Source organism: Quadrisphaera sp. INWT6 (assembly GCF_015390235.1).
Taxonomy (GTDB): Bacteria; Actinomycetota; Actinomycetes; order Actinomycetales; family Quadrisphaeraceae; genus Quadrisphaera.
This window is the reverse complement of record NZ_VUOH01000003.1, coordinates 246,988-271,976: the sequence shown is the minus strand read 5'-3', so window position 1 is coordinate 271,976 and position 24,989 is coordinate 246,988. Positions and strand designations below refer to the sequence as shown.

The 24,989-nt window shown below is 74.7% G+C and carries 18 protein-coding genes and 1 pseudogene; 11 read left to right on the top strand and 8 right to left on the bottom strand.

Going from position 1 to position 24,989, the window contains the following annotated elements:
• Positions 1-24: 24 nt before the first annotated feature.
• Both F1641_RS11090 and F1641_RS11085 read right to left on the bottom strand, forming a co-directional pair.
• Entirely contained in the window at positions 25-744 is a 720-nt protein-coding gene (locus F1641_RS11090) for an NTP transferase domain-containing protein (protein WP_194905505.1), read from the bottom strand.
• Positions 741-1,895, bottom strand: a complete 1,155-nt coding sequence (locus F1641_RS11085) for a CDP-glycerol glycerophosphotransferase family protein (RefSeq protein WP_309225565.1) — start codon at positions 1,893-1,895, stop codon at positions 741-743. The genes F1641_RS11090 and F1641_RS11085 overlap by 4 nt, the downstream gene beginning before the upstream one ends.
• 212 nt (positions 1,896-2,107) lie before the next feature.
• Between F1641_RS11085 and F1641_RS11080 the strand changes: the two genes are divergently transcribed.
• Together F1641_RS11080 and F1641_RS11075 are read left to right on the top strand one after the other, a co-directional pair.
• The gene (locus F1641_RS11080) at positions 2,108-2,905 is read left to right on the top strand and encodes a sugar phosphate isomerase/epimerase (RefSeq protein WP_206691024.1); all 798 of its coding nucleotides are present in this window, start codon (positions 2,108-2,110) and stop codon (positions 2,903-2,905) included.
• Positions 2,902-4,026 carry a Gfo/Idh/MocA family protein gene (locus F1641_RS11075; protein WP_194905498.1) on the top strand — a complete coding sequence of 375 codons (1,125 nt, stop codon included), beginning with the start codon at positions 2,902-2,904 and terminating at the stop codon, positions 4,024-4,026. The genes F1641_RS11080 and F1641_RS11075 overlap by 4 nt, the downstream gene beginning before the upstream one ends.
• 72 nt (positions 4,027-4,098) lie before the next feature.
• Here F1641_RS11075 and F1641_RS11070 read toward each other — a convergent pair whose 3' ends face one another.
• Positions 4,099-4,242, bottom strand: a complete 144-nt coding sequence (locus tag F1641_RS11070) for a hypothetical protein (protein ID WP_194905495.1) — start codon at positions 4,240-4,242, stop codon at positions 4,099-4,101.
• Positions 4,243-4,405: 163 nt separating this feature from the next.
• Here F1641_RS11070 and F1641_RS11065 point away from each other — a divergent pair, with 163 nt between their 5' ends.
• The gene (locus tag F1641_RS11065; protein ID WP_309225563.1) at positions 4,406-5,332 is read left to right on the top strand and encodes an aldo/keto reductase; all 927 of its coding nucleotides are present in this window, start codon (positions 4,406-4,408) and stop codon (positions 5,330-5,332) included.
• Between the two features lie 119 nt (positions 5,333-5,451).
• Positions 5,452-5,889 (top strand): SRPBCC family protein, encoded by a 438-nt coding sequence (locus F1641_RS11060; protein WP_194905491.1) that lies wholly within the window; start codon positions 5,452-5,454, stop codon positions 5,887-5,889.
• Here the strand turns inward: F1641_RS11060 and F1641_RS11055 are convergent.
• The gene (locus F1641_RS11055) at positions 5,873-6,877 is read right to left on the bottom strand and encodes a carbohydrate kinase family protein (protein WP_194905488.1); all 1,005 of its coding nucleotides are present in this window, start codon (positions 6,875-6,877) and stop codon (positions 5,873-5,875) included. The genes F1641_RS11060 and F1641_RS11055 overlap by 17 nt on opposite strands.
• A 94-nt stretch (positions 6,878-6,971) precedes the next feature.
• On the opposite strand from F1641_RS11055, the gene F1641_RS11050 reads away from it, so the two are divergent.
• From F1641_RS11050 to F1641_RS11040, 3 genes are read left to right on the top strand one after another with little or no spacing between them, the layout of a single operon-like run.
• A complete protein-coding gene (locus tag F1641_RS11050) occupies positions 6,972-7,760 on the top strand; it encodes a DeoR/GlpR family DNA-binding transcription regulator (protein WP_194905487.1) in 789 nt (262 codons plus the stop codon).
• Positions 7,757-9,133 (top strand): 6-phospho-beta-glucosidase, encoded by a 1,377-nt coding sequence (locus tag F1641_RS11045; RefSeq protein ID WP_194905485.1) that lies wholly within the window; start codon positions 7,757-7,759, stop codon positions 9,131-9,133. Before F1641_RS11050 ends, F1641_RS11045 begins: the two co-directional genes overlap by 4 nt.
• A 60-nt stretch (positions 9,134-9,193) precedes the next feature.
• On the top strand, positions 9,194-10,417 hold the full coding sequence (locus F1641_RS11040; protein ID WP_194905483.1) for a GNAT family N-acetyltransferase: 1,224 nt from the start codon (positions 9,194-9,196) through the stop codon (positions 10,415-10,417).
• A gap of 21 nt (positions 10,418-10,438) precedes the next feature.
• Here the strand turns inward: F1641_RS11040 and F1641_RS11035 are convergent, their stop codons facing one another.
• From F1641_RS11035 to F1641_RS11025, 3 genes and pseudogenes are all read right to left on the bottom strand, one after another.
• Positions 10,439-11,815 (bottom strand): alpha-L-fucosidase, encoded by a 1,377-nt coding sequence (locus F1641_RS11035; RefSeq protein ID WP_194905482.1) that lies wholly within the window; start codon positions 11,813-11,815, stop codon positions 10,439-10,441.
• 141 nt (positions 11,816-11,956) lie between these two features.
• Positions 11,957-15,126 (bottom strand): annotated as a pseudogene (locus tag F1641_RS11030) (alpha-mannosidase).
• Positions 15,127-15,176: 50 nt separating this feature from the next.
• Positions 15,177-15,956 carry a DeoR/GlpR family DNA-binding transcription regulator gene (locus F1641_RS11025; RefSeq protein ID WP_194905481.1) on the bottom strand — a complete coding sequence of 260 codons (780 nt, stop codon included), beginning with the start codon at positions 15,954-15,956 and terminating at the stop codon, positions 15,177-15,179.
• A 140-nt stretch (positions 15,957-16,096) separates the two neighbouring features.
• On the opposite strand from F1641_RS11025, the gene F1641_RS11020 reads away from it, so the two are divergent.
• From F1641_RS11020 to F1641_RS11005, 4 genes are read left to right on the top strand one after another with little or no spacing between them, the layout of a single operon-like run.
• Positions 16,097-17,377: an extracellular solute-binding protein gene (locus tag F1641_RS11020; protein ID WP_194905479.1), complete on the top strand. Its 1,281-nt coding sequence runs from the start codon at positions 16,097-16,099 to the stop codon at positions 17,375-17,377.
• 1 nt (position 17,378) lies between these two features.
• The gene (locus F1641_RS11015; protein WP_194905477.1) at positions 17,379-18,383 is read left to right on the top strand and encodes a carbohydrate ABC transporter permease; all 1,005 of its coding nucleotides are present in this window, start codon (positions 17,379-17,381) and stop codon (positions 18,381-18,383) included.
• Complete coding sequence (locus F1641_RS11010; RefSeq protein ID WP_194905475.1) at positions 18,383-19,279, top strand: carbohydrate ABC transporter permease; 897 nt, start codon at positions 18,383-18,385, stop codon at positions 19,277-19,279. Before F1641_RS11015 ends, F1641_RS11010 begins: the two co-directional genes overlap by 1 nt.
• Positions 19,276-22,353: a glycoside hydrolase family 2 TIM barrel-domain containing protein gene (locus F1641_RS11005; protein ID WP_194905473.1), complete on the top strand. Its 3,078-nt coding sequence runs from the start codon at positions 19,276-19,278 to the stop codon at positions 22,351-22,353. Before F1641_RS11010 ends, F1641_RS11005 begins: the two co-directional genes overlap by 4 nt.
• Before the next feature lie 88 nt (positions 22,354-22,441).
• On the opposite strand, the gene F1641_RS11000 is transcribed toward F1641_RS11005, so the two are convergent.
• Entirely contained in the window at positions 22,442-24,988 is a 2,547-nt protein-coding gene (locus F1641_RS11000) for an MMPL family transporter (protein WP_194905471.1), read from the bottom strand.
• Between the last annotated feature and the right edge of the window lies 1 nt (position 24,989).

Below are 24,989 nucleotides of genomic sequence, written 5' to 3'. Positions count from 1 at the left end.
GCGGAGGGTGCGCCCCGGGCTGGGTCAGGCGGTGGGGTGCGCCGCGTGGTGCTCGGCGACGAGGCGCTCGGCGCGCACCAGGTCCTCCTCGAAGTCGACCTCCACCGCGACGTGCTCGCTGATGTCGACGGGCAGCACCCGCATGCCGGCCGCGATGGCCAGCTCGATGCCGCGCTCGAAGTAGTCCTGGTCGCCGCACTCGCGCAGCTTCTCCACGAGCAGCGCCTTGTCGGACGCCGAGACCAGGTTGATGCCGACCGCCTCGCCGAGGCCGCCGACCACGGTCTTGGACAGGTCGGCGATGAAGCCCTCGGCGTCGACCGTGTACTTGACCTCCTCCTCGCCCACGCTGGCGGTGTTGACGCAGACGGCCGACTCGCCGCGGGCGATCGGGCCGAGCAGCAGGTCGAGCAGCGTCGGGTCGAAGACGACGTCGCCGTTGAGCCAGAGCACCGGGCCGTCGGCCGACAGCTCCAGGGCGCGCAGCAGGGACTTCGAGGTGTTGGTGTCCTCGTAGTCCTCGTTGTAGGCGAAGAGCAGCGTCGGCACCGCCTCCATGATCAGCGCCGCCTTGAAGCCGACGACCGCGGTGATGGAGAGCTGCTCGCCCAGCACGGTGCGTAGGTTCTCGACCTGCTGGACGAGGATGCTGCGCCCGTCGGCGAGCTGGGTCAGCGGCTTGGGCAGGGGCCGCCCGAGGCGGGTCCCCTTCCCGGCGGCGAGGACGACGGCCTGCAGGGTCACGGGTGCACCACCAGTTCAGCGGAGGGGTCGGTCGGGAGGACGGCGGGGGAGGGGCGCCCCGGCCCCGCGGGCAGCACGAGGTCGAGCACGCGGCGCGCGGCGCCGCCGTCGTCAAGGGGGCAGTGCTCGGCGAGGAACGCCTCGGCGCGCTGGGTCCACGGCGCCGCGGAGGCCACCGGGTCGGCCAGGACGTCGAGGAGCTCGTCGCTGGTGCGCACCACCGGGCCGGGCGGGGAGGAGAACAGGTCGAAGTAGAACCCGCGCAGGTCGTCGCGGTAGTGCTCCAGGTCGTAGGCGAAGAGCACGACCGGCTTCCGCGTGGCCGCGAAGTCGAACAGCGTGGAGGAGTAGTCCGTCACCATCGCGTCGGCGCCGAGGTACAGCTCGGCGATGTCGGGGTGGGTCGACACGTCGACCACGCCGTCGGGCAGCCCGGCGCCGGACAGGTGCTCGGCCAGCCGGTCGGACAGCATGTAGTGCAGGCGCAGCAGCAGCACGTGCGTGCCCGCGAACCGGCGGCTGAACTCGGCCAGGTCGAGCTGGAGCTGCACGTCGCGGCGGCCGTCGGCGTCGAGGACGTCGTCGCGCCAAGTGGGCGCGTACAGCACGGCCGTCCGGCCCTTGGGGACGCCGAGCTCGTCGCGCACGCGGCGCCGCACGGCGGGGGCGCTGGCGGAGAGCAGCACGTCGTTGCGGGGCCAGCCCGTCTCCGCGACCGGACCGGTCCAGCGGAACCCGCTGGTCAGCGCGCGCGTGGCGGCCGGGCCCGACGACAGCAGCAGGTCCCACCTGTCGATGTCGCGCCACCCGGGCACCGGGTCGTCGGCGCCGACGTGCGGCTCGTCGGCCGCGATGCGCTTCAGCGGGGTGCCGTGCCAGGTCTGCAGGTACAGGCAGCCGGGGGCCTTGGCCCACTGCGGCAGCAGGTGCGTGTTGGAGACCACCAGGTCGGCCGCCTCCAGGGCGGCGACGGCGTCGGGGCCGTCGGTGCTGGTGGTGCGGGTGCCGGCGGGGAAGCCGGCGGCGTGGGCGGGAGACGCGAGCCAGGTGTGCTCGAGCGGCTCCCGCGAGTCGAGGAGGGCCTGGTGCAGCGCCCTCGGGCTGTCCGAGTACCGGCCGTCGAAGCTGTTGTAGACGATCCTCACGCGCACCACTCCCTCCCGCGGCCCCCGGGCGGGGGTCGGTCCGACCGACCATCATGGGGCTTCCCGGGCGCGGACGCGTCCACGCGCTCGGCCGGGCGGGCCCGGTCGACGACCGAGCGACACCGACCGGGTGGTACGGATCTCCGGGGCGGGTGGTTGACTCGAGGGCGACCTCCCGGCAGCGCTGCCGCTGTCCGGACCCCGTCACGAGGAGAGCCGTGAGCACGTCAGCCACCTCCACCGGGCCCGCCCCGCGCGCCAGCAGCCAGGTCAGCGTCCAGCTCTACACCGTGCGGGAGGCCCTCGCCGAGGACGTCGCCGGCACGGTCGCCCGCCTGGCGGCGCTCGGGTTCACCAGCGTCGAGCCCTTCGGGCCGCTGGCGCTGTCCGACGAGCTCGCCGCCGCCCTGGCCGAGCACGACATCTCCGCGCCGACGATGCACCAGGGCTTCGTCGGGCAGGACGACGACGCGCTCGACGCCCTCTTCGCCGCGGCGGCGCGCCGCGGCACGCTGACCGTCATCGACCCCCACACGCCGCCGGACCGCTGGCGCACCCGCGAGGACGTCGAGGCCGTGGCCGCCGAGCTGGCCGCCGCCGCCGGTGTGGCCGCGCGCCACGGCGTGCGCGTCGGCTACCACAACCACGCCCACGAGCTCGAGAGCGACCTCGACGGCACCAGCGCCTTCGAGGTGCTCGCCCAGCGCCTGGCCGACGTCGCCCCCGAGGTCGTCCTCGAGGTCGACACCTACTGGGTCGCCGTCGGCGGGCACGACCCGGTGGCCCTGCTGCAGCGCCTGGGAGACCAGGTCGTCGCCGTCCACCTCAAGGACGGCCCGGCCACGGCCGACGTGCTCGACCAGGTGGCCCTCGGGCAGGGGACCCTGCCGGTGACCGACATCGCCGCGGCGGCGCCGCACGCCCTGCGCGTCATCGAGCTCGACGACTCCCGCGGCGACAGGTTCACCGCCGTCGCCGACGGCCTGTCGTTCCTGCGCGAGCAGGGCCTCGCATGAGCTGGACGACGACGGGTGGCCCCCGCGGCTCCGGCCGCGTCGGCGTCGGCGTCATCGGCGCCGGGACCATCAGCACCCAGTACCTGACCAACCTCACCTCCTTCCCCGACCTCGACGTCAGGGTGGTCGCCGACCTCGCCGTCGACCGCGCCCGCGCGCAGGCCGAGGCGTTCGGCGTCCCGCGCTGGGGCTCGGTGGAGGACGTGCTCGGCGACCCCGAGGTCGAGCTCGTGGTGAACCTGACCATCCCCGCCGCGCACGTCGAGGTGGCCACCGCCGCCGTCGCGGCCGGCAAGGACGTCTGGACCGAGAAGCCCTTCGCGCTCGACAGGGCCAGCGGCACCTCCCTGCTGGAGGCCGCCGCCAGGGCCGACCGCCGCGTGGCCACGGCCCCCGACACCTTCCTGGGCGCCGGCATCCAGACCTCCCGGCGCCTGCTGGAGTCCGGTGCCGTCGGCGACCCGCTGACCGCGCTGGTGCTGCTCCAGTCGGCCGGTCCCGAGAGCTGGCACCCGGACCCGGCGTTCCTCTTCGCCGAGGGCGCCGGCCCGCTGTTCGACATCGGCCCCTACTACCTGACGGCGCTGGTCCAGCTGCTCGGCCCCGTGGCGCGCGTGAGCGCCACGAGCTCGACGGCGCGTCCGCAGCGCACGATCGGCTCCGGCCCCAAGGCGGGCCAGGTCTTCGACGTCGAGGTGCCCACGCACGTCAGCGCCCTGTACGAGTTCGAGGGCGGGGCCAGCGCGAGCGCGCTGTTCAGCTTCGACTCCGCGGTCTCGCGCACCCAGCTCGAGGTCGCCAGCTCCACCGGCACCCTGGAGCTGCCCGACCCGAACCACTTCGACGGCGAGATCCAGGTGCACGCCCTCGACGGGACCGTGCGCTCGGAGCCGTCGGTCGGCTCCACCGCGAGCCGCGGCGCGGGCGTGCTGGAGCTGGCGCGCGCGGTCCGCGCGGGGCGGCCCGAGCGGGCCAGCGGCGCCCAGGCCTTCCACGTGCTCGACGTCATGGTCTCGACCATCGAGGCGGCGCAGCGGCGCGGTCCCGTCGACGTCGAGAGCACCGTCGAGGTCGCCCCGGCGCTGCCCGCCGACTGGGACCCGACGGCCGCCACCCTCTGATCGGGAGGCCCCGCACGCACGAGGGCCCCGCAGCCGTCCGGCTGCGGGGCCCTCGTCGTCGTGCGGCGGGTGTCAGAACACCCTTCGGCGGGAGCCGCCGATCGGCACCAGGTTGAGGACCAGGCCCACGATGATCAGCACGATGCCGATGGTGAGCAGGAGCTGCTGCGGCAGGAAGATGCCGAGCAGCAGCAGGATGAGCCCCAGGACGATCACGGCCGCACCTCCAGGTTGAACGAGGTCTGGATCACTCCAGCTGGCACGGACTGTCCTCGCCCGGCGGACTCCCCGCCACCCGAGACTCACCCGTCTGCCGAGCCCCCCGCGGGTCCCCCTCCCGAGGGTGCTGCGACCGGGCGGGCACGACAGGATGGAGCGGGTGAAGACCCAGCAGCTCTCCCGCACCGGCACCGAGGTCAGCAGCGTCGTCCTCGGGCTCATGCGCATCGACGCGCTCGACGACGCCGCCGTCCGCGACCTGGTCAGCACCGCGCTCGACGCGGGCGTCACGATGCTCGACCACGCCGACGTCTACGGCGGCGACCACCTCTGCGAGCGCCGCTTCGGCGACGCGGTCCGCCTCACCCCGGAGCAGCGCGAGAAGGTGCAGCTGGTCTCCAAGGTCGGCATCCGCGACGGCTACTTCGACTTCTCCACCGAGCACATCCTGAGCTCGGTGGACGCGTCGCTGGAGGCGCTGCGCACCGACCACCTCGACGTCCTGCTGCTGCACCGGCCCGACGCGCTCGTGGAGCCCGAGGAGGTCGCCGCGGCGTTCGACCAGCTCGAGGCCTCCGGCAAGGTCCGCCACTTCGGCGTCTCCAACCACACCCCGCTCCAGCAGGACCTGCTGAGGACCGCCGTGCGCCAGCCGCTCGTGGTCAACCAGGTGCAGCTGAGCATCACGCACGCCCCGCTGGTGGCCACCGGCGTCGCGTCCAACATGCGCGACCTCGACCAGTCGGTGCACCGCGACGGCGGGATGCTCGACCACGCCCGCCTCCACGGGACCACGCTGCAGGCGTGGTCGCCCTTCCAGGGCGGGTTCTTCACCGGCACGTTCATCGGTGACCGCGAGAACTACGCCGAGCTCAACGACGTCCTCGACGAGCTGGCGCAGACCCACGGGGTGACCCCGACGGGCATCGCGACGGCGTGGATCACGCGGCACCCGGCCGACATCCAGGTGGTGCTGGGCAGCACGAAGGCGCAGCGGGTGCTCGAGGTCGCTGCGGGCTCGGACGTCCGGCTCAGCCGCCCGGAGTGGTACCGCCTGTTCACGGCCGCGGGGTACCTCGTCCCCTGAGCCCCGCCGGGCGGGCCGGCCGGGAGGGGCCGCCGTAGGGTCGGTGGTGAGGTCGAGCCACCGGCCCTCGGCGGGCGGGCGCTGCAGCAGCGCTGCCCGCGGCGAGCGGAGGTGGGCCCGTGGGGACGCAGCAGCGGTGGGTGGCGGCGCAGCCCGGAGCGGTCTGGGCGGTGCTGGCGGACGGCTGGTCCTACGCGGGCTTCGTGGTCGGGTCGACGCACGTGCGCGCCGTCGACCCGCGCTGGCCCGCCCCCGGGGCCCGGCTGCTGCCGACCGTCGGCGCCTGGCCGCTCCAGCGCGAGGGCGAGACGCGCTGCGAGGAGGCCGACGCGCCCCGCCGCCTCGTGGTGACGGCGCGGGGCTGGCCGCTGGGGGAGGCCCGGGTGGTCTTCGCCCTGGAGCCGCGCGACGGCGGCACCCTCGTCTCCCTGACCGAGGACGCGGTGGCCGGGCCGGGAGCGCTCGTGCCCGCGCCGCTGCGGCACGTCACGATCGACGCCCGCAACCGCGAGACGCTGGCCCGGCTGGAGGCGCTGGCGCTCAGGCGCCCCGCGTGACCCACGCCTCGAGGTGCGCCAGGCGGCGCCGGCCCTCGGCGGGGGCGGCGTCCCACCACGTGCGCAGGGCGGCGGCGTCGGGGGCGCCGCTCGCGCCGCCCGGACGGCGCACGGCCAGCCCGGAGCACAGCACCGCGGCCTCCACGCGCTGGGTGAGCGACCAGCCCTCCAGCCCGCCGGCCATGAGCGCCGCGGCGAAGACGTCGCCGGCGCCGGTGGTGTCGACCACGGGCTCGGCGGCCAGGGAGCCCAGGACCTCCGGGCCCGCGCCGTCGACCTCCACCCAGCCCTGGGCGCCGGCCGCCACCGCGCCGCGCGCCCCGCGGGTGACGACGGCGACGCCGACGTGCTCCGCCAGCGCCGCGGCGGCGGCCTCGGGGGTGGGGGTGCCGGTGGCCCGCTGGGCCTCGTCGTCGTTGGGGACGAAGACGTCGACGTCGGCGAGGTGGCGGCGCAGGCGCTCGCCCCAGCCGGCGTCGTCGACGAAGCCGACCCCGCCGACCAGCTCGGTGCCGGCGGAGCGCAGACCGCTCACCCAGGCGGGCACGGGGTCGGAGACGTCCAGGTGCAGCGAGCGGGGGGTCGCGCGCCAGTCGGGCAGCTGCACGGGCGAGGCCCACCGCGGCTGCTCGTAGGTGAGGAAGGTGCGGTCGCCGCCGGCGACGACGGCCACCGAGACGGGAGTGGGGGTGGCGTCGCTGCGCACGAGGCCGGTGAGGTCGAGGCCGGCGGGCGCCAGCTGCTGCAGGTCGGCCACGAGGCGGTCGCCGAAGAGGTCGTGCCCGGCGAGGCTGAGCAGGGCGGTGCGCGCCCCGAGGCGGGCGGCGGCGACGGCGCGCGTGGCGGTGCCCCCGGGGGAGAGGTGCATCGCGGTGGCGTGGACCTCGGAGCCGAGCACCGGGAGGGCGTCGAACCCGGTCATCACCAGGTCGACGTAGACGGGGCCGAGGAAGGCCAGGTCGCAGCTCGTGCCGGGGTGCTCGCTCACGCGGCCGAGCATGGCACAGGTGCGCGAAAACGCGCACGCGCCGCCATGTCGCTGATCACTTGACTGAAAGTGCGCAGAGCAGTTGACTGAGGACGTGCAGACACAGGAGCGGCATGGCCGCATCCTCGAGCGGCTGGACGCCGACAGGTTCGCCTCCGTCAACGACCTGGCGCTCGCCATGGGCGTCAGCGCGTCCACCGTCCGGCGCGACCTCCACGAGCTCGACGCCCGCGGCGAGCTGCGCCGCACCCACGGCGGCGCGGTGCTCCTGTCGCGCGGCGGGCAGGAGATCAGCCGCACCAGCGAGGGAAGCGTCGAGGCCCCGTGGGCGAGCACCGCGGCCACCGACGCCGACGAGAAGGCCGCCCTCGGGCGGGCCGCCGCCGCGCTGGTGCCCGACGGCGCCGTCGTCGCCCTCGACATCGGCACCACCACGCCGCTGCTCGCCCGCCACCTGGCGGGGCGCCGCGTCACCGTGATCACGGCGAACCTCGCCGTGCTCGACGAGCTGCGCGGTGACGACGCCGTCGAGGTCGTGCTGCTCGGCGGCCAGGTGCGCCGCAACTTCCAGACCCTCGTCGGGCCGCTGACGCTGCAGGCGCTCGCCAGCATCAGCTGCGACCTGGCGTTCCTCTCGTGCACTGGGGTGCGGCCGGACGGCCGCGTCGTCGACGACATGTCGGTGGAGGCACCGACGAAGGAGGCCCTCGTGGCTGCGGCCCAGCAGACCGTCCTGCTCACCTCGCGAGCGAAGTTCCCCGGCACCGGGTCGCTGCAGACCACGTCGCTGGAGGCGGTCGACGTGCTCGTCACCACCGACGGCGCGCCGCAGTCCGCCCTCGACCGCGTGACCGCGGCCGGCGGACGGGTGGTGCTCGCATGAAGCTCACCGTGCTCGGCGGCGGCGGCTTCCGCGTCCCCGACGTCTACCGCGCCCTCCTGGCCGACTCCGGCAGCCCCCGCATCACCGAGGTGTGGCTGTACGACGTCACCGCCGACCGGCTCGACGCCGTCCGCGCGATCCTGGCGGCGGCCGCCCGGCGCAGCCCCCACCCCGAGGCCGCGCCGGTGGTGCACGCCACCACCGACCTCGACGCCGCTCTCGAGGACGCCGACTTCATCTTCTCCGCCATCCGCGTCGGCGGGCTCGCCGGCCGCGTGGCCGACGAGCGCGTGGCGCTCGCCCTGGGCCTGCTCGGCCAGGAGACCGTCGGCCCCGGCGGCATCTCCTACGGCCTGCGCACCGTGCCGGTCATGACGGCGATCGCCGAGCGCGTGGCCGCCGTCGCGCCGCGCGCCGTGATGATCAACTTCACGAACCCGGCCGGCATGATCACCGAGGCCCTGCAGCGGGTGCTGGGCGACCGCGCCGTCGGCATCTGCGACACCCCCTCGGGCCTGGGCCGCCGCCTGGCCGCCGGCCTCGGCATCGACCCCCGCGAGGTCGTGCTCGACTACGCCGGGCTGAACCACCTGGGCTGGCTGCGCCGGGTGCTGCACCGCGGCGAGGACGTGCTGCCGCGCGTGCTGGCCGACGACGAGCTGCTCGGCTCCCTCGAGGAGGGCGCCGTCTTCGGCGTCGACGCCCTGCGCATGCTCGGCGCGATCCCCAACGAGTACCTCTACTACTACTACTGCAACCGCGACGCCGTGCCCGCCATCCTCGAGCGGCCCCGCACCCGCGGCGAGCAGCTGGTGGTCGACCAGGCCGACTTCTTCTCCCGCGTCGCCTCCGCCGAGGACCCCTGGCGCTTCTGGCAGGACACCTCCGCCGCCCGCAGCGCCACCTACATGGCCGAGGCCAAGCCCGACGACCACGTCGCCGACGCCGAGGACAGCCCCTTCCAGGGCGACGACGGCTACGCGGGCGTCGCGCTGTCGGTGATGCGCGCGGTCTCCCGCGACGAGCCGGCCACGCTGATCCTCAACGTCCGCAACGGCGGCGCGGTCACCGGGATGCCCGACGACGCCGTCGTCGAGGTCCCGGTGCGCGTCTCGGCGTCCGGCATGGAGCGCCAGGCCGTCACGCAGCCCGACCTGCACCAGCTCGGGCTCATGCAGCAGCTCAAGGCGTGCGAGCGCTACACGATCGACGCCGCGCTGTCCGGGTCGCGCGCCCTGGCGGAGAAGGCGTTCGCGCTGCACCCGCTGGTCCAGTCGCTGCCCCGGGCGCGCCAGCTGCTCGACGGGTACACCCGCGAGATCCCGGCGGTGGCGGCCGCCCTGTCCGCCACCGGTGACGCCCACTCCTGCTGACCCCGTCCCCCCAACCGTGATCATGGGCCTCCGCCACCTCGCCGGGGGTGGCGAGCGTCCATGATCACGGTCAGGGGTGCGGAGGGGCGCGAGGTGGCGGCCGCGGAGCGGCTCGCGGCGGCGGTCTTCTCCTCCAGCACGCCCGGGCCGCGTCCCGGTGCGCTGAGCGAGCACGACCGGGTCGCACCGGCGGTGGTCGCCGACCCGGGGGAGCTCCGGGTCGTCGCGGTGGACGACGGCGGCGGCGCCGTCGTCGGCACGGTGACCGTGCGGCTGCGGGGCCAGTGGTTCGGAGGCGCACGGCTCCTCGGCGCCGCCGTCTCCTCCGTGGCGGTCGACCCCGCACACCGGGGCCGGGGTCTGGGGGGCGCGCTGCTCGAGAGCGCGCTCGAGGCCGCCGCGGCCTCGGGTGCCGTCGTCGCCGCCCTCGTCCCGTCGACGCACCGCTTCTACCGCGCCCACGGCTTCGGGGTCGCCGGTCGCCGCCCCGTGCACGCGCTGCGGGTCCGCGAGCTGCTCGCGGACCTGCCCCGGGTGCCCCGCGGCGGGGCCGCGCTCGTGGTCAGGCCGACCGCGCCCGACGACGCCGCGGCCGTCGCCGACCTCGTCGAGCGCCGCGCGGCGGTGCTGGACGGCACCCTCGACCACCGCCGGCTCCCCGGAGGACCGGCGGAGGACGTCAGCGAGGCGGGCTCCTGGGTGCTCGAGCGCGGCGGTCGCGTCACGGGGTGGTGCGTCGTGCACCGCAGGCCGCCGTCGGTGCCCGGCGCCACGTACGACGGCGTCGTCCGCGACCTGGTGGGGGAGACCCCCGACGACGAGGTGGCGCTGTGGCGGTACGCCGTCGCGGACGTGCCCGCGGCCCCGCTGGTCGAGGCGCTGGTGCTCCCGGGCGGGCTGCTGGAGGAGTCGCTCGAGCGGCTGGTCGCCCCGGTCGAGGACGGCACCTGGATGCTGCGCCTGCTCGACCCGGCGGCTGCGCTGGCGCAGCGCGGGTACGCGCCCGGCACGACCGCCGAGGTGCGGCTGCGGGTGACCGGATCCGCGGGTGGGCCCGTCGAGGTGGGGCTGGGCGTGGGCTCCGGCCGGGCGCGCACCGGTGCTGTCGCGCCGGACGCTCCCGTGGTGGAGCTCGGCCTCGCCGACCTGGGCTCGGTCTTCACCGGCCACCTCGACCCGGTGCGGGCCCGCGCCCGTGGCCGCATCGCGTGCGACGCGGCCACGGCGGCGCTGCTGCGCGGGGTCTTCGCGGGCCCGCCCGCGGTGCTGACCCGCGCCTTCTGACGGGCGGCGGCTGAACCGCGGTCAGCGGCCGCGCAGGGGGACCTCCACCACCAGCGGCCCGGCCGGGGCGTCCGCCGGCCGTCCGGCGCCGAGGTCGAGCTCGACGCCGCCGTCGACGGCGGTCAGGGTCGCCGGGCCGCCGCTGAGCAGGCGGGCGCACCCCAGGGCGAGCGCGTCGGCGCGCGCCGCGAGCCGGACCCGTCCCCCCTCGACGTCGACGACGGCGAAGGCCGTGCCCCCGTCGGCGCCCGCCGTCCACCGGACCCACGGCTCGTCGGCAGCGCCGCCGGCCACGTCGGCGGGGAGCGGCCGGGTGTCGTGGACCGCGACGCGGTTGACCTCCATCCACGCCGCCAGGCCCTCCAGGCACCGCAGCTGCAGCTCGGGGATCCGCCCCGCGGCGTCCGGCCCGACGTTCAGCAGGAGGTTGCCGCCGCGGGAGACGACGTCGACGAGGTGGCGCACGGCGGCCGGACCGTCGAGGTGGTGCTCGGGACCCTCGACGCGGTTGTACCCGAACGACAGGCCGATGCCGCGGCAGTTCTCCCACGCCCCCTCGCCCTCGAGGGCGGTGCCGGCCTGGTACTCGCTGGTGCGGAAGTCCCAGTGCGTCAGGCCCCAGCGGTCGTTGACGACGCCCTCGGGGTTGCGCGCGTAGAACGCGTCGAGCACGTGCGTGAAGGAGCCCGGCCCCTCGGGCTTGCCGGCGTCGGGCCAGTCGATGTCGCCCCACAGCACGTCGGGGGCGTAGCGCTCGACGAGGTCGCGCACGTGGGCGGTGGCGTACGCGGCGTACTCCGCGCCGAGGGGACGCTCACCGGAGTCGTCGTCGGCGTCCCAGATCGGCCCGGTGTCGGCGGCGTGCCAGTCGAGCCCGCCGGAGTAGTAGACGCCGAAGCGGAGCCCGGCGGCCCGGGTGGCGCGCTCGAGCTCCCGGACCAGGTCGCGGCGCGGTCCGCGCGCGACGGTGTTGCGGGTGCCCGTGCCGGGGGCGTCCCAGAGGGTGATGCCGTCGTGGTGCTTGGTGGTCGGCACCACGTAGCGGGCACCGACCCGCGCGAAGAGGGCCACCAGCGCGTCGGCGTCGAAGGCCTCGGCGCGCCAGGAGTCGAGCAGGTCGTCGTAGGGCACGCCGCCGTGGACGTCGCGGTGGTGCTGCGCCGCCGGGGAGCCCGGGATGCGGAGGGTGTTCATGTACCACTCCGCGTACGGGTTCTTCAGGAACCAGTCGTCGTGGTGGGTGCCGTGCTCGCCGAGCGGGACCGCCCAGGCGGGTACGGAGTACGCGCCCCAGTGCACGAAGATCCCGAGGCCCGCGTCGCGGTACCACCGGGGCACCGGGCGGACGAAGCGCTGGTAGGCCTCGGGCCGCTGCGCGCTGGGGTCGAACATGGCCATCGCGTGCCTCCGCGGGTGTTCCGGAAGCCCATGATCACAAGGGGAACGTGCTCCGGACGTCCATGACCACGGGGAGGAGGGGTGGGGCAGCGGCCGGGCCCGAGCCGGTGGCGTCGGACCCGACCGCTGGTCAGAGGGGGCTCAGGCGCGCGCGACGCGCAGCGTGAGCACCTGGAACGGGCGCAGCGCGAGCTGCACCTCGCTGTCGGAGGAGACCTCCAGCTGCTCGGCCCGCTCGCCCGCGAGGGCCGTGCCGTGCAGGTCGGCCACGTGCACCGACGCCGCCGGGAAGCCCAGCCGCAGGGTGCTCGCACCCCGGGCACCGCTGGGCTCGTAGACGCGCAGCAGCACGTCGCCGGAGGCGTCGCTGGCCAGGCGCACCGACTCCACGAGCGCGGTCCCGCGCGCGGTCGCCGCCACGGACGGCACCGACACCGAGCCGGCCACCGCGCGCAGCGGGAGGTTCAGCTCGTAGCCGTGGCGCAGCGCCTGCACCGGGGTCTCGGCAGGGGCCACCGCGTAGGTGAAGCGGTGGGTGCCCTGGTCGGCCTCGGGGTCCGGCACGCGGGGGGCGCGCAGCAGCGACAGCCGCACCGTGGTGCAGGTGCTCGCCGGCTCCCCGGGACCGCCGCCGACGGCGTCGCGGGTGACGTCGTGGCCGTAGGTGGAGTCGTTGGCGACGACGACGCCGGCGCCCGGCTCGCCCACGTGCACCCAGCGGTGCGCCGAGACCTCGAAGCGGGCGGCGTCCCAGCTGGTGTTGGTGTGCGTGGGGCGCACCACGTGCCCGAACTGGATCTCGGAGGAGAAGCGGTCGGCGTGCACGTCGAGCGGGAAGGCGGCCTTGAGCATCTTCTCGCGCTCGTGCCAGTCGACCTCGGTCTCCACCTCGAGGCGGTCCGACCCGGCGCGCAGCACGAGCAGCTGCTCCAGGCGGGAGGCGCCGAACGCCCGGACGACCTTCACGGTGGCGACGAGCGGGCCGGCGTCGACCAGCTCGACGGACTCGGCGCCGGTCAGGTCGGTGACCTGGCGGCGGTAGTGCGCGTCGACGTCCCAGGCGTCCCAGTCGTTCGGGAAGTCGGTGTGCAGCTGCAGCAGGTTGGCCCGGCGGCCGGCGGCCACGAGCTCGCGGCCGGCGGCCACGTCGACGACGGAGGGCAGCAGGCCGTCGGCGTCGACGACGACGCGGAGCACGCCGTTGTCGAGCACGAACCCGCCGTCGCGGCGCTCGACCCCGACCGGAGCGGCGGAGCCCGCGGTGTCGTCGAGGGGGGTGGCGGCCTGCGCGTCGACGGCGGCCGCGACGGCGACGCGACCGTCGGCCAGGCGCTGGGCCCCGGCGGCGCCGTCGGCGACCACGGGTGTGCCCTCGGGCAGCAGCGCCACGCCGCGGAACGGCAGCGGAGCCGTGTTCAGCAGCGACAGCCCGGTGCCGGAGGTCGTCGGGGAGGCGAGCGACGACGCCGCGGCGTCGACCAGCGCACGGAGCTCGGAGGCCACGCGGCCGTAGGTCTCCTCGGCCTGGCGGTGCACCCAGGCGATGGAGGAGCCGGGGAGGATGTCGTGGAACTGGTGCAGCAGCACCGTCTTCCACAGCGCGTCGAGCTCGGCCTCGGGGTAGGACGCGCCCCCGCCGGCGCTGCCGGAGCTGAGCGCCGCGGCCGTGGCCCACAGCTCGGCCTCGCGCAGCTGGTGCTCGCTGCGGCGGTTGCCGCGCTTGGTGCGCGCCTGGGAGGTGTAGGTGCCGCGGTGCAGCTCCAGGTACAGCTCGCCCGACCAGACCGGGGCGTCGGCGTACTCGGCCCTCGCGCGGGCGAAGAAGTCGTCCGGGTGCTCGACGACGACGCGGGGGCTGCCCTCGAGGTCGGCCGTGCGGCGGGCCTTCTCCATCATCTCGCGGGTGGGGCCGCCGCCGCCGTCGCCGTGGCCGAAGGGGTACAGCGACGTCGTCGCGCGGCCCTTGTCCTGGAAGTTCCTGACGATGTGGGCCAGCTCGGCGCCGTCGAAGTTGCCGTTGTAGGTGTCGGCGGGCGGGAAGTGCGTGAAGATACGCGACCCGTCGATGCCCTCCCACCAGAAGGAGTGGTGGGGGAACTTGTTGGTCTGGTTCCAGGAGATCTTCTGCGTGAGGAACCAGTCGAACCCGGCCAGGCGCGCCAGCTGCGGGTAGGCGGCGGTGTAGCCGAAGGAGTCGGGCAGCCACACGCCGTGGGGCTCGACGCCGAGCTGCTCGCGGAAGAACTTCGTGCCGACCACGATCTGGCGGGCCAGGGCCTCGCCGCCGGGCAGGTTGCCGTCGGCCTCGACCCACTGGCCGCCGACGGGCGCCCAGGTGCCGGCCGCGATGGCCTCCTTGATGCGCTCGAAGACCACCGGGTAGCGCTCCTGCGTCCACGCGTACTGCTGCGCGGAGGAGCAGGCGAACACCATCTCCGGGTACTCCTGCGCCAGGGCGGCGACGTTGGAGAAGGTGCGGCTGTTCTTGCGCATCGTCTCACGCAGCGGCCACAGCCAGGCGGAGTCGATGTGCGCGTGGCCGGCGGCGGAGACGACGTGCGCGCTGGCGGTGGCGGGCTTGGCGAGGGCCGGGGCGAGCACCTCGCGGGCGCGGGCGGCGGTGCCGGAGACGTCCTGCAGGTCGACGGCGTCCATGCAGCGCTCGAGCGCGCGGAGCAGCTCGGCGCGGCGGGGGTCGCCGGGGAGAGCTCGACGGCCAGCTCGCGGGCCACCTCGACGTCGAGGACCAGGTGGTAGACGTCCTCGTCGAGGACGGCGAGGTCGGCCTTGGCAAAGGTGTAGATCGGGTCGCGGCCGGCGGTGTCGGGGTGGCCGAGCGGGGTCGGCAGCATGCCCTTGGCCAGGATGTCCGGGTTGGCCGCGGCCTCGAGCAGCAGGTCGACGGACTCCCCGCCCACGGCGGGGCGCGCGATCGGCACGTACTGGTTGCGGGGGGCCACGCCCTTGACCGGCACGCCCGCGGCGGTGTGGACCAGGCCCTCGGCCTGGTTGCCGGGCCAGTCGCCGACGAAGCCGAGGTCGATGACGGCCTCGACGCGCTGGCCGGCCCAGGCGGTGGGGACGGTGCCGCGCAGCGTGAACCAGCTGGTGGACCAGGGGGCGCCCCACGTCGAGCCGGTGGTGAAGGGCTCGTAGGTGGCGGTCAGCGCCTCGGCCACCGGCACGGGCTCGCCGGGCACGTGCCAGACGGCGAGCTCCAGCGGAGAGGTCTCGCGGTAGATCGCGGGCGCGATGCGCTCCTTGAGCACGCGCTCGACGCGCTTCTCGACGTGGCGGGTGTCGTCGTGCACGGTCTTCTCCTGCGGATGGGGGTCGCGGGGCGGGGTGTGGGGCTGCGCGGTCAGACGGCGAGGGCGCCGGCGGGGTGCTCGGTGTGCACCTCGACCCCGGCGGCCCGCAGCGCTGCGCACGTGGCGGGGTCGGCGCCGGGGTCGGTGACGACGACGTCGAGGCTGCGGCCGTCGCACACGCGCGCGACGCCGGAGCCGGGGAACTTGGAGCCGTCGGCCGCGAGGACCACGCGGTCGCTCGCGGCGATCATCGCCCGCTTGATGGGGACCTCGACGAGGGTGGTGTCGACCACGTGCCCGTCGGCGGTGACGCCGCTGGTGCCGAGCACGAGGACGTCGGCGTGGACCTGGCGCAGCGCGTCCTCGGCGAGGAAGCCCACCAGCGACCGGTACTGGCGGCGGTACATCCCGCCGAGGAGCACCAGCTCGACGGCGTCGTCGTCGCGCAGCTCGTCGAACACCGCGAGGCTCGTGGTGATGACGGTCAGCTGGCGGCCGCGCAGGAGCGAGGCCACCTGCAGGGCCGTGGTGCCGATGTCGAGCAGCACGGTCTGGCCGTCGGCGACGAGCGAGGCGCAGCGGGCGGCGATCGCCCGCTTCTCCGGCACCCGCACGTCGGCGACCAGGGCGAAGGGCTCGTCGCGCTCGTCGGGGAGCGGGGCCGCGCCGCCGTAGACCCGCTTGAGCAGGCCCTCCTCGTCGAGGGCGATCAGGTCGCGCCGGATCGTGGCGGCGCTCTGGCCCAGCTTGTCGACGAGGGCGCCGACGGAGACGGGACCGTCCTGGCGGACGATCCCGAGGATCAGCTGCTGGCGCCTCTCTGCAAGCACGTTCCGGACAGTACCTTGCGAACTTCTTCACCGGAAGGCTACTTTTCGGCCACCACTCCACCAAAGTCGTTCAGAGTCGTGCAAGGTTGGCAACGCCGCAGCCCGTGCAGACCGAGCGGCCACACCCCCAGGAGCAGCGCGTGTCCCTCTCCCGCAGGTCATTCCTCCTCACCGCCGGCCTCCTCGGCGCGGCCGGCTCCAGCGTCCTCACCGCGTGCGGCTCGGGCGGCGCCACCGGCGCCGGCGACGGCGACGGCAAGGACCTGGCCTTCTGGTACTGGTCGGGCGCCATCTCCGACACGGTCGTCAAGGACGTCGCCGCCGCGCAGACCGGCATCACGATCACCCCGTCGATCATCGGCGGTGACTTCAAGCAGAAGCTGACCACCACGCTGTCGGCCGGCCAGTCCGTGCCGGACATCACCGGGGTCAAGGGCGAGGACATGCCCTCCTTCCTCACCCAGTCCGAGGCCTTCCTCGACCTGAACGACCTCGGCGCCAAGGACATCGCCAGCTCGTTCTCGGCCGCCAAGTACGCCGCGGCCACCACGAAGGACGGCAAGCAGATCGGCCTGCCGATCGACCTCGGCCCCACCGCCACGTACTACCGCGAGGACTCCTTCGCCGCCGCGGGCCTGCCCACCGACCCGACCGCCGCCGGCGAGGCCGTCGCCACCTGGGACGGCTGGTTCGACGCCGCCAAGAAGGTCAAGGCCGCCACCGGCGCCGCCTCGGTGCGCAACACCACCGACATCTTCGCCGTGGCCCTGGCCCAGCAGCCCTCCACCTTCGTCACCGAGGACGGCGCCTGGGGCGGCGAGTCCGACGCGGTCAAGAAGAGCTGGGACCTCGCCGTCCAGGCCCACACCGACGGCGTCTCCGGCGCCGTGTTCGACGGCACCGGCTACAACCAGGCGCTCGCCGCCGGCACCATCGTCGGCCACGTCGGCCCGGCCTGGTTCGGCCTCGACATCGCCTCCGGCGCCCCCGACACCTCCGGCAAGTGGCGCGTCACGCAGTGCCCCGACGGCCCGGCCAACATCGGCGGCTCGTTCCTCACGCTGACCACCGCCTGCCGCAACCCGCAGGCCTCCTTCGAGTACATCAAGACGCTGCTGAGCGCCGACAACGCCGCCAAGAGCTTCACCGACGCGAGCGTCTTCCCGGCCACCCTCGCCGCCTACGACCTGCCGGCCCTCACCGCCGGCCAGGACTTCTACGGCGGCCAGGCCACCATCGAGGTCTTCGGGCCCGCCGCGCAGGCGCTGCCCACGGTCTACGACGACGCGAACAACGCCGCGATCGCCGCGCCGTACTACACGGAGCTGTCGAACGTCGAGGGCGGCAAGGACGCGACGACCGCCTGGAACGACGCGGTCTCCGCGGCCAAGCAGATCGCCCAGCGCGCCGGCGTGCAGTGAGATGACGCTCACCGCGCCCTCGGGTGCCGCTGGCCCGGGGGCCGCGGCAGCGTCGGCCGGACGGGGGAGGAAGAACCGCCTCATCCGTCCGGCCCGCACGGGCGGGTCGCAGCAGCGGCTCGGCCCGGTCTACTTGGCGATCACGCCGTTCTTCGCCCTCTTCGGCGTGTTCGTGCTGGTCCCGGTCGTCTTCTCGATCTGGCTGTCGTTCCAGAAGTACAGCGTGCTCGGCGGCATCGGCGGCTCGGAGTTCGTGGGGCTGCGGAACTTCGAGTTCCTGGTCCAGGACGCGACCTTCCGCCGCGCCATCGTCAACAGCCTGCTGATCTGGGTGCTGGGCACCTTCCCGATGCTGGCGATGGCCCTCGTGGTCGCCGCGATGATCAACAGCGTCACCAAGCTGAAGTCGTTCTACCGGCTGGCCTACTTCCTGCCCAACGTCACCTCGATCGTGGCCGTCACCCTGTTCTTCGGGGCGCTCTTCAGCGAGCAGTTCGGCCTCATCAACCAGGCGCTGGCGGGCCTGGGCCTGTCCGGCGTCCCGTGGCTCACCGACCCGTGGGCCATGAAGGTGGTCGTCGCGACCCTCATCACCTGGCAGTGGTGCGGCTACAACGCGATCCTCTACCTGGCGGGCATGCAGGCCATCCCCGGTGAGGTCTACGAGGCCGCCGCGCTCGACGGCGCCGGCCCCGTGCGCCAGTTCTGGTCCGTCACGCTGCCGCTGCTGCGCCCGGTGATCCTGTTCACCACGGTCATCTCGACCATCACGACGCTGCAGACCTTCACCGAGCCGCAGGTGCTCTTCGGCTCCAACACGGCCGTGAACCCCAACTCCGGCGGCCCGGGCCAGGGCGCGCTGACGATGGTCCTGTACTTCTACCAGCAGGCCTTCAACAACAACGACTACGGCTACGGCGCCGCGATCGCCATGGGCGTCTTCGCCGTCGTGCTCGTGTTCGTCGTCATCAACTTCCGCCTCGCCCGCACCGGAGATGACCGCTGATGGCCGCGCCCACCCTGCCCGGACCCGAGGCCGCCGCCGGTGCGGCGGCCCCCGCCCCGAAGCGGCGCCCCAGCGGCGCCGCCCGGCGCCGGTCGCTGCTCCCGCACCTGGTGCTCTGGGTCGGCGTGCTCGCCGCGCTCTTCCCGTTCTACTGGTCGGTCGTCATGGCGACCAACACCACGCGCGACATCTTCTCGACCCCGCCGAAGCTGGTGCCGGGCACGCACCTGCTGGAGAACATCTCCAACGTCTTCGCGCGGATCGACTTCTTCGGGGCGCTCGCCAACACCGCGGTCGTGGCCGTGGTCACCACCGCGCTCGTGCTGACGCTCGACTCCCTCGCCGCCTTCGCCTTCGCCAAGTTCGAGTTCCCCGGGCGCCGCGTGCTGTTCGGGCTGCTCCTGCTGCTGTTCATGCTGCCCGCGCAGCTCTCGCTGATCCCGCAGTTCCTGATCATGCGCGAGCTCGGCTGGATCGGGCAGCTGCAGGCGCTCGTCGTCCCGGCCCTCGCCAACGCCTTCGGCGTGTTCTGGATGCGGCAGTACATGTCGACGTCCGTGCCCGACGAGGTGCTCGACGCCTCCCGGCTCGACGGCTGCGGCTTCTTCCGGCAGTGGTGGCACGTGGCCGTCCCGACCGCCCGCCCGGGCCTGGCGTTCCTCGCGATCTACACCTTCGTCGCCTCGTGGAACGACTACGTCTGGCCCCTCATCGTGCTGGTGAACCCGCAGGTGCAGACCCTGCAGACCTCGCTGGCTCAGCTCAACGTCAGCTTCGGCACCGACTACAGCATGGTCATGGCCGGCGCCCTCATGGCGATCATCCCGATCATGGTGGCCTTCCTGTTCCTCTCGCGGTGGTTCGTGGCCGACGGGACCGCGGGCGCCGTCAAGTGACCCGCTGGTTCGAGGAGCACCTCCCCTCGCGGGAGGTGCTCCCCGCCCGGGCCGCGCTCCGCTCCGACGCGCCCCGCGTCGACCTCGCGGGCAGCTGGCGCTTCCGCTGGAGCCCGCGGGCCGACGTCGAGGAGTCCTTCGCGCAGCCGAGGTTCGACGACGCCGCGTGGGACGCCATCGCCGTCCCCGGGCACTGGCAGCTGCAGGGCGACGGCGCCTACGGGCTCCCCGCCTACACCAACATCGTCTACCCGTTCCCGGTGGACCCGCCGTTCGTCCCCGACGAGAACCCCACCGGCGATCACCGCACCACCGTCGACGTCCCGGCCTCCGTGCGCGACGTCCTCGCCGCCGGCGGGCGGGCGGTGCTCCGCTTCGAGGGCGTCGACTCCGCCTTCCGCGTCTGGGTCGACGGGACCGAGGTCGGCCGCTCGGTCGGCTCCCGCCTGCCGACCGAGCTGGACGTCACCGCGCCGCTCTCGGCGGCGCTGGCCGCGGGGCGCGAGGTCGTCGTCGCCGTCCGCGTGCACCAGTGGTCCTCGGCCTCCTACCTGGAGGACCAGGACATGTGGTGGCTCTCGGGGATCTTCCGCGACGTCGCGCTGCTGGCCCGTCCGGTCGGTGGCGTCGACGACGTCCACGTCCACGCCGGCTACGACCACACCACCGGTGAGGGATCGCTGGGGGTTGACGTCGCCACGACGGACCCGGCGGCGCGCGTCCTCGTGCCCGAGCTGGGCCTCGACCTCGCCCCGGGGGAGCGCACCACCGCGGCCGTCGAGCCCTGGAGCGCCGAGCACCCCCGGCTGTACGACGTCGAGGTGGTGACCGCCACCGAGCGCGTGGCGCTGCGGGTCGGGTTCCGCACCGTCGCGATCACCGACGGCGTCTTCACCGTCAACGGCGCGCGCACGCTGATGCGCGGGGTGAACCGCCACGAGGTCAGCGCCGACCGCGGCCGCTCGACCACCCCCGCGGAGGACCTCGCCGACGTCCTGCTGATGAAGCAGCACGGCGTCAACGCCGTCCGGACCAGCCACTACCCGCCGCACCCGCGGTTCCTGGACCTGTGCGACGAGCACGGGCTGTGGGTGGTGGACGAGTGCGACCTGGAGACCCACGGCTTCTGGGAGACCTCCTGGGTGGGCAACCCCTCGGACGACCCGGCCTGGGAGGCCGCGATGGTCGACCGGATGGTCCGCACCGTGCACCGCGACAAGAACCACGCCAGCGTCGTGGTGTGGTCGCTCGGCAACGAGAGCGGGGCGGGCCGCAACCTCTCGGCGATGGCGCGGGCCGCGCGCGCCGTCGGCACCGGGCTGCCGCTGCACTACGAGCACGACTGGGGCTACCCCGACAGCGACGTCGTCTCGAAGATGTACGCCTCCCACGCCGCGACCGCCGCGTACGCCACGAGCAGCGAGCCGCACGTAGGCACGCCCGACGCGCTGCTCGACGGGCAGATCACCGGCGCCCGCGACGACACCCACGACGCCGCGCTGCGCGCCAAGCCGTTCCTGCAGTGCGAGTACGCCCACGCCATGGGGCTCGGGCCCGGGGGCCTGGCGGAGTACCAGGAGCTGTTCGAGTCGTCCCCGCGCTGCATGGGCGGGTTCGTCTGGGAGTGGGTCGACCACGGCCTGCGCCAGCGCGTCACCGCCGCCGACGGCACCGCACGCGAGCGGTGGGCGTACGGCGGTGACTTCGGCGAGGTGGTCCACGACGGCAACTTCGTGGCCGACGGCCTGGTGCTGCCCGACCGCACCCCCTCCCCGGGGCTGCTCGACCTGGCGGTGGCCTACGCCCCCGTGCGCGTCGTCGTCGCCGGTCCGTCGGGGGCGCCCGCGCTGCAGGTGACCAACCGCTACGACGTGCGCCGCCTCGGCGACGGGCGCGTCGCCCTGCGCTGGACCCGTGAGGACGACGGCGTGGAGGTGGCCTCCGGCGCCCTGGAGGTCCCCGACCTCGCGCCGTGGGAGTCCGCCGTCCTCGTGCTCCCGGCCGCGGCGCTCGCGCCGGTGACGCCCGGCGCGAGGGAGCGGTGGGTGACCGTCACGGCGTCCAGCACCGTCGACGAGTCGTGGGCCCCCGCCGGTCACGTGCTCGGACGCGGGCAGCTGGCGCTCGACCCGCTGCCGTCGCCGTCGGCGTCGCGCTCGTCGCTGTCGGTGGACGGCGGCGCCGAGCGCCTCGGTGCCGACCTCGTGCTCGGGGGAGCGCGGTTCGACGCCGCCACCGGTGCCCTGCACCGCCTCGGGGCGCTGCCCGTGCGGGGTCTGCGCCTGGACCTGTGGCGCGCGCCGACCGACAACGACGAGGGCGAGCACGACGGCACGCCGCGCGCCCGCCAGTGGCGCGAGCTGGGCCTGGACCGGCTGCAGCACCGCGTGGTGTCCGCCGACGTCGAGGGCCCGTCGCTCGTCGTCGTGACGAGGGTGGCCCCGGCGTCCACGGCGCTCGGGCTGCTGGTCACGCAGCGCTGGTCCGCCGCTCGCGGCGACGACGGCGTGGACGGCGTGGACGGCGTGGACGGTCTGGACGAGGGGGCTGGGGCCGCGGTGCGCCTGGCCGTCGACGTCGAGCCGCTGGGGGAGTGGACGGTCCCGTGGCCCCGCCTCGGGCTGCGGCTGCACCTGCCGCGCTCGCTGGAGCGGGTCACCTGGTTCGGCCGCGGGCCGGGGGAGGCCTACCCCGACACGGGCCTGGCCGCCCTCACCGGGCGGTTCACCAGCACCGTCGACGACCTGCAGACGCCGTACGTCATGCCCCAGGAGAACGGGCACCGCGCGGGCGCCCGCTGGGTCGAGCTGCGGGGCGGCCCGGGGTCCGGCACGCCGGGGCTGCGGGTGGAGGGTGACCCCACCACCGGGTTCACCGCGCGCCGGTGGACCAGCGAGCAGCTCGCCGCGGCCCGGCACGACGCCGAGCTCGTCCCCGGGCCCGACGTCGTCCTGACCCTCGACGCCGCGGTGCACGGCACCGGCACCGCCTCGTGCGGGCCCGGCGTGCTGCCGCAGCACCAGCTGACCGCGGGGCCGCGGTCGTTCTCGCTGGTGCTCCGCGAGCTCCTCTGACCCCCCTCTGGAACCGCAACGAGGCGCTCGGTTGCGGTTCCGGAGGGCCCGGGAACCGCAGCCAGGCGCTCGGTTGCGGTCCCGGAGGTCAGCGCGAGGCGGGCACCGGGTCGCGGTCGGTGTCGCCCGTCGGGTCGCCGTCGCCGGGGCCGTGCTCGCCGGGGCCGTGCTCACCCCGGCCGCGGGCCAGCTCGCGCTCGAGGGAGGCGCCCTCGACGTCGACGTCGGGGAGGATCCTGTCGAGCCAGCGCGGCAGCCACCACGCCGAGCGGCCCAGCAGGTGCATCACCGCGGGGATCACCAGCAGCCGGACGACGAACGCGTCGGCGAGGACGCCGAACGCCAGGCCGAAGCCGAACGAGCGGATCAGCGTCGAGTCGGAGCCGATGAAGCCCGCGAACACCGACACCATGATCACCGCGGCGGCGATGACCACCCGGCGTCCGGCCCCGACGCCGACCACCACGGCCTGGCGGGCCGGGACGCCGTGGGCGTGCGCCTCGCGCATCCCCGAGACCAGGAACAGCTGGTAGTCCATGGCCAGGCCGAACAGGATGCCGATGACGATCGTCGGCAGGAAGCTCAGCACCGGCCCCGGCGTGCTCACGCCGAAGACGGTCGAGAGCCAGCCCCACTGGTAGACCGCGGTCAGCGCGCCGAACGTCGCGAACAGCGACAGCACGAAGCCGAGGGTCGCGGTGAGCGGCACGAGGATCGAGCGGAACACCATGATGAGGATCAGCAGCGACAGCCCGACCACGAGCGCCAGGTAGCCCGGGAGGGCGGCGCCGAGCTTCTCGGAGACGTCGATGTTGCCGCTGGCGCTGCCGGCCACGCCGATCGTCGCCTCGCCCTGCTGGGTCGACAGCGGCGACAGGTCGCGCAGGTCGCGCACCAGCTGCTCGGTGGACACGCTCGTCGGGCCGCCGCGGGGCACCACCTGGAAGGCGGCGAGGCGCCCGTCGGTGGAGAAGCCGATCGGGGCGACCGCGACGACGTCGGGCAGCGCGGTCACGGCGTCGACCACCTGCACCTGCTCGGCCAGCCGGTCGGCCTCGGCCACCGGCTGGTCGAGCTCGGCCACCACCAGGAGCGGGCCGTTGGTGCCCTCCCCGAAGTACTCCGCCGTGAGCTCGAAGGCCTTGTACTGCGTGCTCTCGCGCGACTCGGCGGACCCGTCGGGCAGGCCCAGGCGCATGTCCAGGGCCGGGATCGCGACCACGGCCAGCGCCGCCAGGCCGACGACGACGGTGACCACGGCCCGCGCCGTGCTCATGGGCGTGGGAGGGGTCTCGGCGCGGTGCGGCGGCAGGGCGCCCGGGCCGACCAGGCGCTCGCGGTGGTGCCGCTCGCGCCGGCTCAGCACCCGCAGGCCCAGCAGCGACAGGACGGCCGGGGTGAAGGTCACGGCCATGGCCACGGCGACCAGCACGCACAGGGCGCCGATGGAGCCCATCAGCCCCAGGAAGCCGATCCCGGTCACGTTGAGCGCCGCCAGGGCGATGACCACCGTGAGCCCGGCGAAGACGACGGCGTTGCCGGAGGTGCCCGTGGCCAGGGCGATCGAGTCGCGCACCCCGGCGCCGTCGCGCAGCTGCCGCCGGTGCCTGTTGATGATGAAGAGCGAGTAGTCGATGCCGACGGCGAGGCCGAGCATCACGCCGAGCACCGGGGTGATCGACAGCATGTCGACCAGGCCCGACAGCGACAGGGCGGCGGTGACGCCGACGCCCACGCCGACGACGGCGGAGACCAGCGGCACGACGGCGCCGAGCAGCGTGCGCAGCACGACCACGAGGGCGACCGCCGCGACCAGCAGGCCGAGCGCCTCCCCGGGGCCGAAGACCTCCGGCGTCGTCTGCACGAGCTCGTTGGACAGCTCGACCTCGACGCCGGGGATCGAGGTGCCCTCGAGCGCGTCGACGACGCCCTCCTTGACCTCGGGGGTCACCTCCTGGACCGGGTCGGCGAACCGCACGACGCCGAGGGCGGTGCTGCCGTCGGTGGAGACCTGGCGCACCTCCTGCGAGGCGTCGAGCAGCTGGGAGCCGAGGTCGGCCTGGGTCGCCTGCGCCTCGAGCTGGGCGCTGTTCGCGTCGAGCTGGCTCTGCTGCTGGTCCAGCGCGGCGAGCTGGGCCTGCACCTGGGCGGAGCGCTGCGCGGACGCCGGCAGGGAGGTGATCTGCTCGCGGGCGGCGGTGAGCTGCTGCTGACCGGCCTCGAGCTGGGTCCGGCCCTGCTCGATCTGCTGCTGGCCCGCGGTCAGCTGGTCGGCCTGCTCCGTGCGCTGCGCCTCGGTGGCGAACGGGTCGACGGTGCCGGTGACGCCCGGCTCGGTCGCGACCTGCACGAGCAGCGCGCTGATGGCGCTCTGCTGGTCGGCGGTCAGCGCCGCGCCGTCCTCGGCGTGGAAGACCACGGTGCCGGAGCCGCCGCTGGCGTCGGGGAACTCGGTGGTGAGCTGGTCGGCCACGCGGGCCGTGGGCGTCCCGGGGATGGACACCGCTGACGACAGCGTGCCGCCGAGGGTGAGGAAGCCCACCACGCCGAGGGCGAGCAGCACGAGCCAGGCGCTGATGGTGGTGCGGGGCCGGCCGGAGGTGGCGAGCCCCAGGCGGTGGAGGAGTCGGGCCATC

Bases quoted from the DNA above. Each gene is read 5' to 3' on its own strand.
- F1641_RS11045 (WP_194905485.1), top strand. From the start codon at position 7,757: ATGAAGCTCACCGTGCTCGGCGGCGGCGGCTTCCGCGTCCCCGACGTC.
- F1641_RS11000 (WP_194905471.1), bottom strand. From the start codon at position 24,988: ATGGCCCGACTCCTCCACCGCCTGGGGCTCGCCACCTCCGGCCGGCCC.
- F1641_RS11035 (WP_194905482.1), bottom strand. From the start codon at position 11,815: ATGGCCATGTTCGACCCCAGCGCGCAGCGGCCCGAGGCCTACCAGCGC.
- F1641_RS11075 (WP_194905498.1), top strand. From the start codon at position 2,902: ATGAGCTGGACGACGACGGGTGGCCCCCGCGGCTCCGGCCGCGTCGGC.
- F1641_RS11015 (WP_194905477.1), top strand. From the start codon at position 17,379: ATGACGCTCACCGCGCCCTCGGGTGCCGCTGGCCCGGGGGCCGCGGCA.
- F1641_RS11040 (WP_194905483.1), top strand. From the start codon at position 9,194: ATGATCACGGTCAGGGGTGCGGAGGGGCGCGAGGTGGCGGCCGCGGAG.
- F1641_RS11010 (WP_194905475.1), top strand. From the start codon at position 18,383: ATGGCCGCGCCCACCCTGCCCGGACCCGAGGCCGCCGCCGGTGCGGCG.